This window comes from Algibacter sp. 2305UL17-15, from assembly GCF_040720935.1.
GTDB lineage: Bacteria > Bacteroidota > Bacteroidia > Flavobacteriales > Flavobacteriaceae > Jejuia.
In genome coordinates this window covers 100,394-116,519 of sequence record NZ_JBFDAE010000014.1, presented here as the reverse complement: position 1 = coordinate 116,519, position 16,126 = coordinate 100,394, and the positions used below count along the sequence as shown (strand labels likewise).

The following is a 16,126-nucleotide window of genomic DNA, read 5'->3' as shown; positions in this document are numbered from 1 at the left end:
GACAATGCCAATTAGAAATTGGGGAATTATATTGAACCAATTTTTAGCTATATTTGAAAACAGGATTAAACTATAAATAATTTAACCCTGAGTTTTGAAACTTACACAGATTTTAGGATAGTGCCTATTTATCTAAAATTCACCAGCCATTTTAGACCATATTACCCAATAATGAAATCGCGAAAAGAAACGAATTAAATGATCCGTTTTAGTTATAATTTATATGAGTTCACATACCGGAAGCATGCTTCATAAAAAAAACATCGTTAAATTGCAGCATAATGCATAGACCTTATGTGAACTCACAATAATATTAAAAAGTATTAGAAGCTAAACATCACCTTTTAAATCAAATTATTTTCCCAACAAGCTTCTTAATTTTCTAAAAACAGTATATAATCTAGAACTGTTTAACATTGTGTGAAGCTCATAATGTACAATATCTCTCATTTCCTTTGGAACAGATTGTAAAGTTTTATTTTCAAATTCAAAATCTTTAGGAGCTACTAAAACCATATTTTGCTTATACCAGCAAAATATTTTTGGGTTATTCCAGAATAAAGGCCGCAACACGTCATGAACAACATAATCATGTTTAAGAAATTTCTTTTCCCAATATGATAACCATTGAAAATTAATTTGATAATCGCCTCCTTGAAAAGGTACAGCTGCAGAAAACAGTATTATTTTTCCAGAATTAACTAAATTTTCAATAAAAGTATCAGCTTGTTTTTCTTCAAGATGATTTGCGACCTCTAAACTCAATACCAAATCAAATTTCTTATTTAAATTAAATTCTTCTTTGTTTAAATCTATTTCTTTAAACTCCTCTGGCGATAGGTGCTTGTGTAAAAGCTCTTTATTTGCCCAAGGACCGTCAATTCCTAAAACTTCCTCAATTCCGCTTTGCTTAAAACAATGAAGAAATGTACCTGTACCGCAACCAACATCAACAACACTTTTTGGCTTTACAATTTTAATAATTTCTGGTACTATCTGAGAAGGAGCATCTAAGTTATATAGTTGTTCATTAAAATGATTTGAGGTAAATTCACTCATGGTATTATAGTTTTATTAAATTTATTAAAATTTGATATTTTGTATTTCTAAGAATAAAGTTCAATGTTATGTTAATTGTTTTTTTAGGTATAATAATTTTTAGATAAAAATTCATAGCCTTTTTAAAATAGGGTTAAATACCCCAAAGATCAAATAATAAAGAGGTTTAGAATTAAATATTTTAGATAAAATAAAATATGTTTTTTTACTATAGTCTTTACCAATAAATGAATTAAGGGGATAAGCCCCAACATTTTCTAGGCTGTTCAATATTGATTTTACGTCTTTCAATTTAATGGTCGATTTTAACATTCTAACCATCATAAAGAAAACAAATGACTGTTGACGCGATTTCAACCTTTGAACACCATCCCTGCTAATACTACCTTTATTTTCAACATCCCTTATAAAATCATAATAAGATTCGGCCACATTCTGCATGTCATAAATAACCTTAAGGTAATGGTTTGGCTCGTTACTGGTCATAGCTGAATTTGACACTTTTACATATCTATGGGCAGCAACAGGCCAATGTGCTATTCGGTTAGAATTTAAAATTATAGATATGGTATAAATAGCGTCTTCTAAAAATCTACCTTCAACCAATTTAGCTCCTATGTCCTTAACATATTTACTTTTTGCAACGTACCACCAAACTTCATTTCTAAAACCATAATAGTCTATATAATCTTTTCCACTATAAACTTCCGATGGTTTTATATCTTCTACATTAACACTAGTTTCATCCAAATCAGGATTATCTGTTACAATAGTATTAAAGGTTAAAACATCTAAATTAAGACTATAAACATAAGATAAGATATTTTTTAATACATTATTAGCTAGGTAATCATCCGGATCTATAAAATAAATATATTCGCCAGAGGCTAAACTAATTCCCTTATTTCTAGCTTTTCCTGCACCTCCATTTTTTTGATTATGGATTTTTATATTATTATATTTTAACTTGTACTGGTCTATTACAGAAACACTATTATCAGTTGAACCATCATTTATGAGTAATATTTCAAAATCATTGATGTCCAAACCCTGAATAAGAATACTATCTAGGCACCTAGAAATGTATTTCTCAACATTATAAACAGGTATTATTATACTCAGCTTCATAAAATCCTATTCTATTGGTCTCAATTCATTCAAAAATTTAGCTAAAGGCATTGCAATAAACAAAAGCCCTTTATGATTAAAAACAAAAACAATCAATTTATGTTTTAAAGATGAAAACTCACGTCCTATAAAATTAGAAAGTGGGTAGGCGTTTGTATGTTCTAGTTCTGTAATTAAGTATTTGATTTGATGTTTTGATGTTTTCAATTTAATCAGCTTACGTATTAAAACATAGGTATTTAGGTCTCCCCAATACTTTGCGGTTTTCATTACTTTATCTATTCTAGAATCTTTAATTTGGGATGCTTTTTTTGAAAGAAATTCGTATCTTCTAATAATATCCAAATAGCTATCAATCATACTGGCAATATGCGCTTCGCTCTGGTTTTTCATAATAGAATCTGGAGCTTTCACATATCTATGGATGTCTAATGGTAGATGCATTACCCTTTTTGCGTGTAAAAACACATTAAATGTAAAAGGACCGTCCTCTAGCGGGTTGTTTTCTACAAAAACTATATTGTTTTCTATTAAAAACTCTCTTCTAACAAAATACCACCAAACCATAATATGCCTTGATTTAAAGTCTTTTAAAAAATGAATGCCATCGTAAACTTTTGGCAGATTTTCATTAAGTGAACTATCAAGTTTAAGGTGAACCAATCCCATATCTGAGGTGGAAATCGAGTTGAAACCTATAACATCCAGGTTATTTTTAGCTGTATATTTAAGTAGCGTTCCAAGACAATTGTGTACTATATAATCATCATTGTCCAAATTAAAAACATAGTCTCCCTTGGCCAATTTCAACAACTTGTTACGAGTAGCATAAGTACCCGAATTTTTTTCAAGATGTAAAAATATATTCTTATGTTTCTCTGTGTAGGTTTCAACTATCGAAGCAGAATTATCACTAGATCCATCATCCATAACAATAATTTCATAATCATCTTCCAATAGGTCTTGGTTTAAGAGGCTATCTAAACAGTTCCCGATGTACTTTTCAGAATTGTACATAGGAATCAAAACACTAAGTTTCATATTCATTTGGGTTTTAATTGGGCTAAAAATATAGTTATTAATACGAATAACCTTAAAAAACTCGATAATGCCACTTAAATAACCTTTAAAATTTACACACAATAAATTTTCATCTCGAACATTAAAACATATTTTTGTCTAAAATAAAGATTCAATGATAACATCCGATCAAATTAAAGATCTCAATACCCGCCTCGACAAACTTAGGCACTATCTTTGACATAGATGCCAAACTTATAGAAATACAAAACGAGGAGGAACAAACCTTCGACCCAAATTTCTGGAACGATCCAAAAGCTGCCGAAGCCATTATGAGATCGCTTCGTGTCAAGAAAAAATGGGTGCAAGACTACAAAGATTTACAAACATTAATTGAAGACCTCGAAGTCATTTACGAGTTTTTTAAAGAGGAAGAAGCTACTGCCCAGGACGTTGAAAATCGTTATACAAAGGCAGCTACTTTACTTGAGGACATTGAGTTTAGGAACATGCTTTCTGAAGAAGGCGATAGCTTAAGCGCAGTATTACAGATTACCGCAGGTGCTGGTGGTACAGAGAGTTGCGATTGGGCCAGTATGCTCATGCGCATGTATTTGATGTATGCCGAAAAAAGTGGTTTTAAAGTAAAGGAACTCAACTTTCAAGAAGGCGATGTTGCCGGAATCAAAACAGTTACATTAGAAATTGAAGGCGATTTTGCTTTTGGGTGGCTAAAAGGTGAAAACGGCGTACATCGTTTGGTACGTATCTCCCCTTTTGATAGTAACGCAAAACGCCATACAAGTTTCGCTTCTGTTTATGTATATCCTTTGGTTGATGATACTATTGAAATTGAAATAAACCCAGCCGATATTGATATTACAACAGCCCGTTCGAGTGGTGCTGGTGGACAAAATGTAAATAAGGTTGAAACAAAAGTGCAATTGACCCATAAGCCTACCGGGATTCAAATTTCATGTTCAGAAACACGTTCTCAACATGATAACAGGTCTAGAGCAATGCAAATGCTAAAATCTCAATTGTATGAAATTGAACTCCAAAAACAATTAGCGCAACGTGATGATATTGAAGCTGGTAAAATGAAAATTGAATGGGGAAGTCAAATTAGAAATTATGTGATGCATCCTTATAAACTGGTAAAAGATGTGAGAACCGGACATGAAACTGGAAATGTAGATGCTGTAATGAATGGCGATATTGATGCATTTTTAAAAGCCTACCTTATGGCAATGGGACAAACTATTGAAGACGATAACCAACTGTAATGAAGATAAATACAATAATTTTCGACTTAGGAGGTGTTTTAATTGATTGGAATCCTGAATATGTTTTTTTGGATGCTTTTAAAGGCGATAGAGAAAAAATGGATTGGTTTTTTAAAAACATCTGCACCATGGATTGGAATGAAAACCAAGATGCAGGCTATCCAATACAGCAAGCCACCGAAGATTTGGTAACCCAATTTCCAGAATATGAAAACTATATCCGTCTCTATTACGGAAAATGGGAAAACATGCTTGGTGGCGCCATAGAAGGTACAGTTTCTATTCTTGACAAATTTGTTAAGAATGAAAACTATAAAGTGGTTGCCTTAACCAATTGGAGTAGCGAAACCTTCCCTATTGCTCAAAAAAGATTCGGTTTTTTAAATTGGTTTGAAGGGATTGTGGTTTCAGGTGAAGAAAAAACCAGAAAACCTCATAATGATATTTTTGAAATCACTTTAAAACGATTCAACATTTCAGCAGAAAAATCCATCTTCATTGATGACAATTTAAGAAATATTGAAGCTGCTAATGCCTTAGGAATTAATGGCGTTCATTTTAAAAATCCAGAACAATTAATTTCAGATTTAAAAACATATAATATCAATTTATAATGATTAAAATTTATCATAATAACAGATGTAGTAAATCTCGTTGCGGATTGGATTTACTCGAAAAATCAGGAAAAGAATTTGAGGTTGTTAAATATCTTGAAGATATTCCTTCAGAGGAAGAATTGAAAGAAATCATCAACCTTCTAAATATCAAACCAATAGACTTAGTTAGAAAAAACGAAGCTGTTTGGAAATCAGATTTCAAAAATAAAACGCTCACTGATGATGCTATTATAACGGCAATGGTCAAAAATCCAAAATTAATTGAACGTCCCATAGTTATTAATGGAAACAAAGCCGTTATTGGCAGACCTCCTGAAATCATATTAGATATTTTGTAAATTTTAAAGCTATTCTTTTAACAAACATTTAACCCATCACGGATAAACTAAGTTCTAATTTTGGTGTCTTAATCGCAAAAACTGGACATGCGTAAAATCACTTTATTACTCATAATATTTAGCTTTATTTCGGCATCCTCATTTGCGCAAAAACCTCAACAAAAAGAAGTTACTTTAACAGGAAAAGTAATTGACAAAGAAACCAAGCAACCTCTTGAATATGCCACAATTTCGTTTTTCAACAAGCGTTTAAACAAAATAGTTACAGGCGGCATTACCGATACTAAAGGCAATTTCAGTATTCCAGTAAATACTGGTATGTACAACATCTCTATTGAATATATTTCTTTTAAAACCATTACACTTAATGACAGAAAGGTTATTAAACCTGAAAACATAGGCGTTTTTGAATTGGAGTTAGACACAGAAGCTCTGGAAGCGGTTGAAGTTATTGCCGAAAAGACAACCGTAGAAATTCGCTTAGACAAAAAAATATACAATGTTGGAAAAGATTTAACGGTTAGCGGTGGTACAGTTAGTGATGTTTTGGACAATGTACCTTCCGTTTCTGTAGATGCAGAAGGCAATGTAGCATTGAGAGGCAACGATAATGTAAGGATATTAATTAATGGAAAACCATCTGGTTTGGTAGGCTTAAACTCTACCGACGCTTTACGACAGTTACCTGCCGATGCTATTGAAAAAGTGGAAGTGGTAACTTCCCCATCTGCGAGATATGAAGCTGAAGGAACCGCAGGAATTCTAAATATAATTTTAAGACGTAGTAAGTTACAAGGACTTAACGGTTCTATAACCACTAATGTTGGCCATCCTGATGCTGCAGGTATTTCTGGAAATATTAATTATAGAACTGGAAATATCAACATTTTTAATACCTCGTCTTATCATTATAATGAAAGACTTGGGAGATGGTATAACGATGTGAAGTATTTTGACATTAACACGCCTGATTTGGATGAAAGACGAGATTGGACAGATACAAGAAAAGGATTAACCACAAACACCGGTATAGAATGGTACATAAACGATTCTGCATCTTTAACAACTTCGGTGGTGTACACGGATAATAGTTCTGATAATAATTCTATAAATAGACTCGCTCAGTTTAATAAAGTGACTAATACAACTAGTGAAAGTTTTAGATTGGACCCCGAAATGGAAGATTCTAAAACCATTCAATATTCCTTAAATTTCACAAAAAACTTTGAAAAAACAGACCATAAATTTTCTTTCGATTTTCAATATGAAAATAGTGATGAAGATCAAAACTCGGTTATAAATGTGAATGGAATAGATTCTGAAATTGTTTCAACCATAGAAGATCAATCCGATATTTTATTGCAAACCGATTATGTGGTTCCTGTTGGAGAAAAAAGTCAAATTGAAATGGGATATCGCGGCAGTTTTGATACCAGATCAACAGATTTTGAAGTCTCTCTTTTCGATCCTGATTCTGGGGATTTCGTCATTAATAACAACCTTACGAACCTATTTAATTTTAAGCAGTATATAAATGCCTTATACACTCAATTTGGCAGTAAAACTGGAAAGTTCTCCTATTTATTAGGTTTAAGGTTAGAAGATACAAAATTGACTTTGGACCAACCTACATCTGGAGATTTTGAACGAAAAAAATTTACTGGCTTGTTCCCTACCGTAAATTTAAACTACGAGTTTAGCGAAACACAAAGTTTAAGTTTGGGATATAATAGAAGAATAAGAAGACCAAGAGGTTTTATGCTAAACCCCTTCCCTTCTCGCTCTAGTGTTACAAACGTGTTTCAAGGAAATCCAGGATTGATACCATCTTATGCCAGCACTTTTGAATTGGGTTATATTAACAGATTTAGCAAAGTTACATTATCAACTTCAGTTTATTATTCCCATGCTACAGATGTGATGAGTTTTGTAAGTAGAAAAACTGGCGAATCTGTAATTGTAGATGGTGAAGAATTTCCGGTTATTGAAAGAGGCCCAGTAAATCTAGGAACAGATGAACGTGTTGGGTTTGAGTTTAATGTGAATTATAGTCCGACTAAAAAATGGCGCATAAATACTGATTTCAATATTTATAATTTGAAAAGGGATGGTAGTTTTAATGGTATAGACTTAGGAGCAGATAACTTGACATGGACAGCTAGATTAAGCAATAAATTAACATTGCCTTATGCTATCGACTGGCAGACTAACATAAATTATAGGGGGCCTAGGAAGGATGCACAAAATGATAGAAATGGAATATTTTCAACAAATTTAGCTTTTAGCAAAGACTTATTTAAAGAGAAAGCATCGATTGCATTTAATATAAGAGATATTTTTAATACTGCTTTCTTTAGTAATAATATTACAGCAGAAACTTTTACGGCATATCAAGAAATTCAGTTTAGAGGTGGGCGTATCTACAACTTATCTTTTACATATAGATTTAACCAGCAGAAAAAACGTGAGCGAGGTGGCGACTTTGATGGTGGAAACGGTATGGAGCTGTAAATAACGATACTATAACGCATAAAAAAAGGAAGCAAATTTGCTTCCTTTTTTTATATAATCATTCAATTATGTTCTAACTCTGTAAACGTTTAGCTTTCTTTTCTTCCCTAATTTCTTTTAATCTTTCAATTAAGGAACCTCCTATCCAATAAGGAATAACGAAGGTTAACAAAAATATCATCAACCAAAATCCTAAGGTTAAAATGCCTAAGAACGCTAAAAATCCTAAATACTGGTCAAATTCAAACATAATGGTATGTGTCTTTTTTATTCTGTTGCAAAGTTACTACAAAGTGACTTGTTTTACAATACTAAATTAAAATTTATTAACAGTTTTTTCAACTATCACATTCAAATTCAAAATAGTTAAAATTAATAAGCCACAAATTTCACAAATAAGCACGAATAAATGGGTTACATCCGTTTGAAATTCGTGAAATAATGACAAAGAATAATTGCACGAATAGAAAAATCTAAAGATTTTTCAAAAATTAGTGACAATACGTGAAATTTGTGGCTAAAAATACAAAGCTTTTAAATTGCCATTAAATATTTGGCTGTGGTGTCATACGTAAATAAGGCTTCACTACTTTATGCCCTTTCGGAAATAGCCTCGGAATATCTTTGGTCTCGATAGAAGGAGACACTACAACGTCTTCCCCGTGTTTCCAGTTTGCAGGTGTCGCTACTTTATGATATGCCGTTAACTGTAACGAGTCTATAACCCTCAACAATTCATCAAAATTTCGTCCTGTTGAAGCCGGATACGTGATAATCAACTTCACTTCCTTATCATTACCGATAACAAATACTGATCGTACAGTTAATTGACTATCCGCATTTGGATGAATCATATCATATAGTTCAGATACTTTTCTGTCTTCATCTGCAATAATTGGAAAATTAACAGTTGTGTTTTGGGTTTCATTAATATCTTTTACCCATCCGTGGTGAGAATCTATACCATCAACACTTAAGGCTACTATTTTAACGTTTCGCTTATCAAATTCATCCTTATATTTTGCTACAGTTCCTAATTCTGTTGTACAAACAGGTGTATAATCTGCTGGATGTGAAAACAAAATTCCCCAACTATCTCCTAGCCATTCATGAAAATTGATAGTGCCTTCTGTAGATTCTGCTGTAAAATTTGGAGCTTTATCCCCTAATCTAATTGTTGCCATAATAATATTTTTATAGTGTTAATTACTTCAGTTAAAGTTAAACATTTTATTTCCTACTAAATTAATAGATTAGCACCTTACTACCCAATTTTTATTAGTTATATAAATGTTAAAAAGAAGTTACAAAAACTAACAAAAATCATAATATATAAAGCTTCAAAAGAATTAACTTTGTAGCTTACATTTAATATCCAAAATCATGAGTTTCAGAATAGAAAAAGACACAATGGGCGAGGTAAAAGTACCTGCCGATAAACTTTGGGGAGCGCAAACCGAGCGTTCTAGAAACAACTTTAAAATTGGGCCTAGTGCCTCTATGCCTCTAGAGATAGTTTATGGGTTCGCTTACTTAAAAAAAGCTGCTGCCTATACCAATTGTGAACTTGGGGTTCTAGCCATTGAAAAACGAGATTTAATTGCTCAAGTTTGTGACGAAATTTTAGAAGGAAAACATGATGACCAATTCCCTCTGGTGATTTGGCAAACCGGTTCTGGTACGCAAAGCAATATGAATGTGAATGAGGTTATTGCAAACAGGGCCCATCAAATTGCTGGCAAAGTGATTGGTGAGGGCGAAAAAACAATTCAGCCAAATGATGACGTCAATAAGTCGCAATCTTCTAATGACACCTTCCCCACCGGAATGCATATTGCTGCCTACAAAAAAGTTGTTGAAACTACCATTCCCGGAGTGAAACAATTAAGGGATACATTAAATAAAAAATCTAAAGATTTTAAAAATGTTGTAAAAATAGGAAGAACGCACCTTATGGACGCAACACCATTAACTTTAGGACAAGAACTTTCGGGCTATGTAGCACAGTTAGACTATGGTATGAAAGCACTTGAAAACACGCTCACACATTTGAGTGAATTAGCACTTGGTGGTACTGCTGTCGGAACTGGATTAAACACCCCTAAAGGCTATAGCAAACGCGTAGCGGAATACATAGCTGAATTTACAGGGTTACCATTTGTAACGGCACCAAATAAATTTGAAGCACTAGCGGCTCATGATGCTTTAGTTGAAACTCACGGTGCTTTAAAACAACTAGCAGTTTCTTTAAATAAAATTGCCAACGATATTAGAATGATGGCATCTGGGCCACGCTCTGGAATTGGAGAAATAATTATTCCTGCAAACGAACCGGGAAGTTCTATTATGCCAGGAAAAGTAAACCCAACACAATGTGAAGCTTTAACCATGGTTTGCGCTCAAGTTATTGGTAATGATGTTACAGTTTCTGTTGGAGGTACGCAAGGGCACTACGAACTCAATGTGTTTAAACCCTTAATGGCGGCAAATGTTTTACAATCTGCGGAATTATTAGGAGATGCCTGTGTGAGTTTTGATGTTAATTGTGCTATTGGAATTGAACCAAACTATACAGTAATAAAGGAATTATTGAATAATTCATTAATGCTTGTTACCGCGTTGAACACCAAAATCGGGTATTATAAAGCTGCTGAAATAGCTAATACCGCACATAAAAACGGAACTACCCTAAAAGAGGAAGCTATTAATTTGGGGTATGTAACTGCCGAAGATTATGATGCTTGGGTAAAACCTGAAGAAATGGTTGGAAGCTTAAAATAAGAACATAAAAAAAGAAAAGAGTAAAAAAGCAGGTAAAAATACCTGCTTTTTTTGGTTGGTTAGCTATTAATCCTCTAATATTGAATATCATGAAGACATCGCTGCAAATATATGGTTATCAATGCTGTTAAAATATAACATTTGTTAATATAATTATTCTTTGAGTTTTTTTCTAATTCTACTAAGCTGAACGGGAGTTATGCTTAAATAAGATGCAATATGGTATTGCGGTACAAGCTTATCTATGTTTGGAATATCTTCTTTTAGTCTTTGATAACGCTGAGATGCATTCATAGAAATGAGTTCTAATTGTCGCTTTTCATATCTCATAAACACTTTTTCCAAAATTCTGGAATATAAATTATTTATGACGATGTCTTTTTCGCAAAGTTTTGTTAATGCGACAAAATCTATCTCATAAACTTCACAGTCGGTAAGTGTTTCATAGACTATTTCTGATGGTGCATTTTTAATTAATGCGGTTAAAGAGCCGGCAAAATCCGTTGAAAAAAAAAAGCGTTTATTAAATTCTCTTCCAGATTCTGAAGTTACATAACAACGCATGACTCCAGAAATAACTAAATAAATTTTTGAGGGTATTTTACCTAATTTATCAACTTGAGTATTTGCATCAATTTTTTTGTACTCAGAGATATTTTTTAATTTCAAAAAAGCTTCTTCTGATATATCACCAAAAGCGCTTAAAAAGTCTTCACTTTTAAACATGGGTGGGTTGGGTTGGTTGGTGGTGCAATATAAAACATGTTTATCTAACTTTAAAAGAAAACTTTTTATAAGGTAAAATAAAGCGCATAAAAAAACCCAAAAGAAGTTCTTTTGGGTTAGATCATTAAGGTGCTAACTATTTATTTAAGCGTAAACTCTGAAGTTGACACTAAATCTTTCTGATTAAAAACATTAACTACATAACGTCCTTTTTCAAAATCCTTATCACTATTGGCAGTTACAAACTCACAAACGTTTAAGTTGCTTTTTTCATAATTAAACTTACTTACAATACTGTAATTTAAAGTTTTTTCACCAAAGATCACTTGTTCATTTGCTCCTAAAATATTGTTTTTTGGATCAATAACCTGAACGTACAACTCTTGATCTCCAGCTTGTACCAATGGGTTTTTTGCAACTGTAAAACAAACTCTAATTTTATCTGCTCTACGTGCTCTTTCAGTAGGAATCAACTTTCCAGAAGTTCTTTCTATCACACCAAAACCTTTTAAATCAACAGTATTCAAAATAGATGCGTTTTCAACAACTTCAGCAAGTGCCGTATTCTGCACTAATAGAGAATCTGTAAACATGGTACGCTCTTCTAATCTTACGCGGGTACTATCTAAAGATGTTGCTAAATATGAATTCTCGATTTTTAACGAATCATTCTGGGCTAACAATACATCCATCTCGCTTTTAAGATTGTTGTATCTTGTTTTATAGCGCCATAAACTTTTTACGTTAGTTTCAGAAATTCTTAACGAATCTATCAATCCTTGAATGCGATCTCTTGCTATAACCAAATCTTTATTGGCAATCTCATTTTCTCCAATAGCTTCATCATATTGTTTAGCCATTGCATTTAAATCATTCATTACCAATTGCTTTTCTTTATTTAAATCATTATTAGCCTTATCACTTTCGCTTTTTAAATTCATTGTGTAAAAGCCAGTAGCTATAAATAAAACCAATGCTATTCCTAAAGCTACTTTTAACCCAGTATTACTTTTGCTGTTTTCCATAATTGTTGTGTGTTTAGAGTTATACTAACTAATTTTATTAGTTGTCTTTTTTTATGTTAATTGTTAAAAGATATTAAAATTACATCTTTCAAAATCATATACGTTTAATTGTATTTTTTAGATGTTTTAGTATATTTTGACTATTGCCACACATGGTTAACCCATTTATTATCAATAAATTATCAATTAATTAAAATTATGTTAAAATAAATGGATTGTTTATAGAAAAGATGATTTTGCGCTTTATAATATTGAGAATCTTAAACACAAAAACAGAGTGTTAATACACTCTGTTTTTAATTTAAATATTTGCTTTTAAAACTATTCGTTTTCTAATTTCCAAGTTCTTACCCAATCAATTCTCATTGTGTTTATTGAATCATCTGCTAAATCGGTCTTTGGAGGAAGACCGCCCAGCCAAGGAGCATCTTTGGTCCACAAATCGAAAATTATTTCTAAATCTCTGGTAAACTGTCTATCATTGTATGTTTGACCATTATTATGCTCACCAACTACGACACTACCTGCTGGCTCTCCATTTAAATAAAACTGAATGTTTTTAGCATCTTTCCACCACACACCGTAAGTGTGATAGTCTTCATTCCAACCTTTATTTTTTAGAGGATTGACATCTAAAAGATTGGATCTTAAAAAATTGCCCTTATTTCTAATCTCATCTGGGGTTTTATTAGAATCCACATGAAAATATTGCGAATTCATTTGATTTGGAAACGCCTCTGCTTCACAATTGGTACAAGATGGTTTTGAGTTATTTTCAATAATATCAATTTCATCTCTGTTATTGATATCTCCATTGTTTAACCAATACGTATTGTATGCAGAAATATGAGACGTTTTTATTCTTGCCTCCGTGTACATTGGATATTTAGTTTTAGTCTTAGAATGAATTCTAGCACTCTGAAACCATCTGCCTTCTGGGTTAGCTTCATTGAGTGTTGCTTTTATCCACAGTTTACCATCGGTAACACCTGAATTATTACTTGAAGTTGACATAAATACAGGCACTCCATAATTCCAAGTAGTTTTATACCACTTTGAAACATTCCAAGTATCAAACTCATCAGACATACTATCAAGTTTAGACCACTTTTTTCCTGCAGGAGTTGTATCATCAATAGATACAAATGAAGGAAAAGCAGGGTCTATATTATTAAAATCTGCTGCTGTTGGACCATCTGGCACATCGTTTACCGTAATACTAACCTTAGCGGTATCTGTGTCTCCATCTTTATCGGTAATTGTATAGGTAAAACTATCAAAACCATCAAAATCTGCATTTGGGATATACTCAAACACACCATCGCTTACTTCGGTAACGGTACCATTAGCTGGACCTGATAATAAACTATAATCATCTCCATCTCCACCATCGTCTCCTATGTCGTCATTGGTTGAAACATCTTCTTGGTTTGCAGTTCCGGCAACACTATTTTCTTCTACCGTTAGCGAGTCATCTGTGGCAACAGGAGTATCATCTGGCATTTCCTTGGGATCTTCATCAGAATTAGAGTCGTTACTACTACAACTAATAATCGAGAGGAATAGAGCGCAAAATAATAAGGTAATCATTCGGTTTTGTAAAGCAATTCTTTTTAGCATCATTTTTATTTAAAAATTATTGTTACAAATTTAACGAAGAGTTCGAGTTTTACTGGCAATAACAACTTTTTTTAAGCAACAAATGGTTATAATACTATTAAAATTAACTTACCAAAAGCAAAACAATTGAAGAACATGGCTATTTTAGCCCAAATAATCTAGTGCAAAATAAACAACAATATATGCTATGAATTATTTTGAAACCGCTTTTAAAGAATCAATCCTTTTTTGAAGTCTTTCAATTTCTTCAGATGTTTTGTCAACCGCGGGAATGGTCTGTATGGAATCTATAGTTTGCTGCACCATATCAATGGTTTTTGTTTCCTCTATAAAATAATATCCAATACCTTCACTTGCTCTCCAAGCTTCATTTAATTGGTCGTAAACTGTTTTATCCCATTGACTTGGGTGTTTTACGTCAATCCAAACCACATCACGATACTCGCTGTCAACTAAAACTAAATCTGGTGTTGCAGAACCATCAAATTGTTTAGAATCACTTTTACTAATAGATGATACCGTTCCTAAAAAAAACATTCGCTTACGCCCAGCAATATCTTTAATATAGGGTCTGAATTCTACTGGTGTATTAGCATCCCAGTCATATTCTTTTCGGGATTCTTTTACTTTTAAAGGCATTGCCGTAACACCTGCATAACCTTGTTTTTTGGCTGCGTGGTTATAATAATATAATTTATCGGTTCCATCTGCTGGCACAAATACACTAAAACTCAAACTGGTACGCTCATCTCCTACTGGTTCTAAGCCAAACCAATGGTATAAACCGCTATAAGCCCCTGTTTCGGTATCGGAAAAATCAAAATCGGTTACATAAGGTTGTTGATTTTGATCTTTAGGCATTTCTGGTATTTTAACTGCTGTTTCCATATTCCAGGGTAAAGGATCACTAAATCCTCCTAAGAATTTTAAGGACTCTGCTTGCAAACGAGATACTTTTTCGGCCAATGTATTTTGTCTTGTTAAATACTCATGGTTTTTCATGTTTTCAGGACTTACATATGTTCCTTTTCCTATCAAAATGCGTTCTATATAATCACTAAAATCATGTTCGCCACTATCTATAACCATCACACCTCCAAAGGTCGGGTACGGAAATAAAAAACCTTTCCATTTAATTAGACTAACTACTTGCACCCATTTACCGGAATCGTTTTTCATGTAATAGGTGTCACTTGGTTCCAAAGTAAATAACTGCAAGAAATTGAAACGTTGCACAACGGCATTATAGGTATTTCTGCTAAATTTTAAAGATTCTCCAATGGAGAACGTTACAGGAATTCTATTTTCACTAGAAAACCTTGGAAATGGTGTGGTACTTGATACAGCAAAAACTTCTTCCGTATTATCGGTCATGCCTTGCCACATGTACTTTTCAGTAGGTTGAATAGCCATGGTCCATTTATTCTCATTTCCTATTCTTACCAAATGAGGTAAAGAAACATCTTTGGTCTCCCCAACACTTTCATTTGCCATAGAAGATATATTTCTTAACGGTTGAATACGTTCGTTTTGTGTTAATGGCAATTCGTTGATTTCGAATTTATTGAGATGATTAAAGACATTGTAGGTTTTCATATAATCGTACATTTTAAAATGCCAGCCTACTAGGTATAAAATTCCAAAAAACAAAACCAAAATTCCAAGAATCCCTAATCGAGTACCTGTGCTTGCCGAGTTTCTGAATTTTCGTAAACCCAGAAACAAAACAACAGCACTTAATAAAATAATGAAAATGAATTTTCTAACAAATAACAACGCCGGTTGATAATCGTCCCTTAAAACGAACAACACAATGAGTAGAATTAGAGCAACAATAATAGTTATTGTTTTTTGCTTCTTTCCTTTATTCCAATAGTTTTTAATCATCTTATTTAGTTTGAAGTATGGCGTTGGAAGCTTGAAGTTTCTCACTCATACTCTAAATTACTATACTTATACTTTTTTTTTAATCTATATTATTGACTGCATACTGCTTACTGATCCCGATAGCTATC

The 16,126-nt window shown here is 32.8% G+C and carries 13 protein-coding genes; 5 read left to right on the top strand and 8 right to left on the bottom strand.

Annotation, left to right across the window (positions count from 1 at the left end):
- Window positions 1–354: 354 nt before the first annotated feature.
- The 3 genes from ABXQ82_RS14820 to ABXQ82_RS14810 form a co-directional block, all read right to left on the bottom strand.
- Window positions 355–1,059, bottom strand: coding sequence for a class I SAM-dependent methyltransferase (locus ABXQ82_RS14820; RefSeq protein WP_367061369.1), 705 nt, complete (start codon window positions 1,057–1,059; stop codon window positions 355–357).
- 111 nt (window positions 1,060–1,170) lie between these two features.
- Window positions 1,171–2,187: a glycosyltransferase gene (locus ABXQ82_RS14815; protein ID WP_367061366.1), complete on the bottom strand. Its 1,017-nt coding sequence runs from the start codon at window positions 2,185–2,187 to the stop codon at window positions 1,171–1,173.
- Between the two features lie 6 nt (window positions 2,188–2,193).
- Window positions 2,194–3,228: a glycosyltransferase gene (locus ABXQ82_RS14810; protein WP_367061363.1), complete on the bottom strand. Its 1,035-nt coding sequence runs from the start codon at window positions 3,226–3,228 to the stop codon at window positions 2,194–2,196.
- 154 nt (window positions 3,229–3,382) lie between these two features.
- On the opposite strand from ABXQ82_RS14810, the gene prfB reads away from it, so the two are divergent.
- The 4 genes from prfB (at window position 3,383) to ABXQ82_RS14790 (ending at window position 7,959) form a co-directional block, all read left to right on the top strand.
- Window positions 3,383–4,493 (top strand): peptide chain release factor 2 gene (gene prfB / locus ABXQ82_RS14805; RefSeq protein WP_367061360.1). Its coding sequence is split into 2 segments (ribosomal slippage): window positions 3,383–3,445 and window positions 3,447–4,493, totalling 1,110 coding nucleotides; the frame shifts between segments, so codons are not numbered across the junction.
- Window positions 4,493–5,107, top strand: coding sequence for an HAD family phosphatase (locus ABXQ82_RS14800; RefSeq protein ID WP_367061357.1), 615 nt, complete (start codon window positions 4,493–4,495; stop codon window positions 5,105–5,107). Before prfB ends, ABXQ82_RS14800 begins: the two co-directional genes overlap by 1 nt.
- Window positions 5,107–5,448, top strand: a complete 342-nt coding sequence (arsC, locus tag ABXQ82_RS14795) for an arsenate reductase (glutaredoxin) (protein ID WP_367061354.1) — start codon at window positions 5,107–5,109, stop codon at window positions 5,446–5,448. Before ABXQ82_RS14800 ends, arsC begins: the two co-directional genes overlap by 1 nt.
- An 87-nt stretch (window positions 5,449–5,535) precedes the next feature.
- Window positions 5,536–7,959 carry a TonB-dependent receptor gene (locus tag ABXQ82_RS14790; RefSeq protein ID WP_367061351.1) on the top strand — a complete coding sequence of 808 codons (2,424 nt, stop codon included), beginning with the start codon at window positions 5,536–5,538 and terminating at the stop codon, window positions 7,957–7,959.
- A gap of 545 nt (window positions 7,960–8,504) precedes the next feature.
- On the opposite strand, the gene ABXQ82_RS14785 is transcribed toward ABXQ82_RS14790, so the two are convergent.
- Window positions 8,505–9,143, bottom strand: coding sequence for a peroxiredoxin (locus ABXQ82_RS14785; RefSeq protein ID WP_367061348.1), 639 nt, complete (start codon window positions 9,141–9,143; stop codon window positions 8,505–8,507).
- Between the two features lie 199 nt (window positions 9,144–9,342).
- On the opposite strand from ABXQ82_RS14785, the gene fumC reads away from it, so the two are divergent.
- Window positions 9,343–10,740 carry a class II fumarate hydratase gene (gene fumC / locus ABXQ82_RS14780; RefSeq protein ID WP_367061345.1) on the top strand — a complete coding sequence of 466 codons (1,398 nt, stop codon included), beginning with the start codon at window positions 9,343–9,345 and terminating at the stop codon, window positions 10,738–10,740.
- A 153-nt stretch (window positions 10,741–10,893) separates the two neighbouring features.
- Here fumC and ABXQ82_RS14775 read toward each other — a convergent pair whose 3' ends face one another.
- The 4 genes from ABXQ82_RS14775 to ABXQ82_RS14760 all read right to left on the bottom strand — a co-directional run bounded on the left by ABXQ82_RS14775 (window position 10,894) and on the right by ABXQ82_RS14760 (window position 15,998).
- Window positions 10,894–11,466 (bottom strand): Crp/Fnr family transcriptional regulator, encoded by a 573-nt coding sequence (locus ABXQ82_RS14775; RefSeq protein ID WP_367061342.1) that lies wholly within the window; start codon window positions 11,464–11,466, stop codon window positions 10,894–10,896.
- A 140-nt stretch (window positions 11,467–11,606) separates the two neighbouring features.
- Window positions 11,607–12,491 (bottom strand): chromosome partitioning protein ParA, encoded by an 885-nt coding sequence (locus ABXQ82_RS14770; RefSeq protein ID WP_367061339.1) that lies wholly within the window; start codon window positions 12,489–12,491, stop codon window positions 11,607–11,609.
- Between the two features lie 321 nt (window positions 12,492–12,812).
- The gene (locus ABXQ82_RS14765) at window positions 12,813–14,114 is read right to left on the bottom strand and encodes an Ig-like domain-containing protein (RefSeq protein WP_367061336.1); all 1,302 of its coding nucleotides are present in this window, start codon (window positions 14,112–14,114) and stop codon (window positions 12,813–12,815) included.
- A 189-nt stretch (window positions 14,115–14,303) separates the two neighbouring features.
- Window positions 14,304–15,998, bottom strand: coding sequence for a hypothetical protein (locus ABXQ82_RS14760; protein ID WP_367061333.1), 1,695 nt, complete (start codon window positions 15,996–15,998; stop codon window positions 14,304–14,306).
- Between the last annotated feature and the right edge of the window lie 128 nt (window positions 15,999–16,126).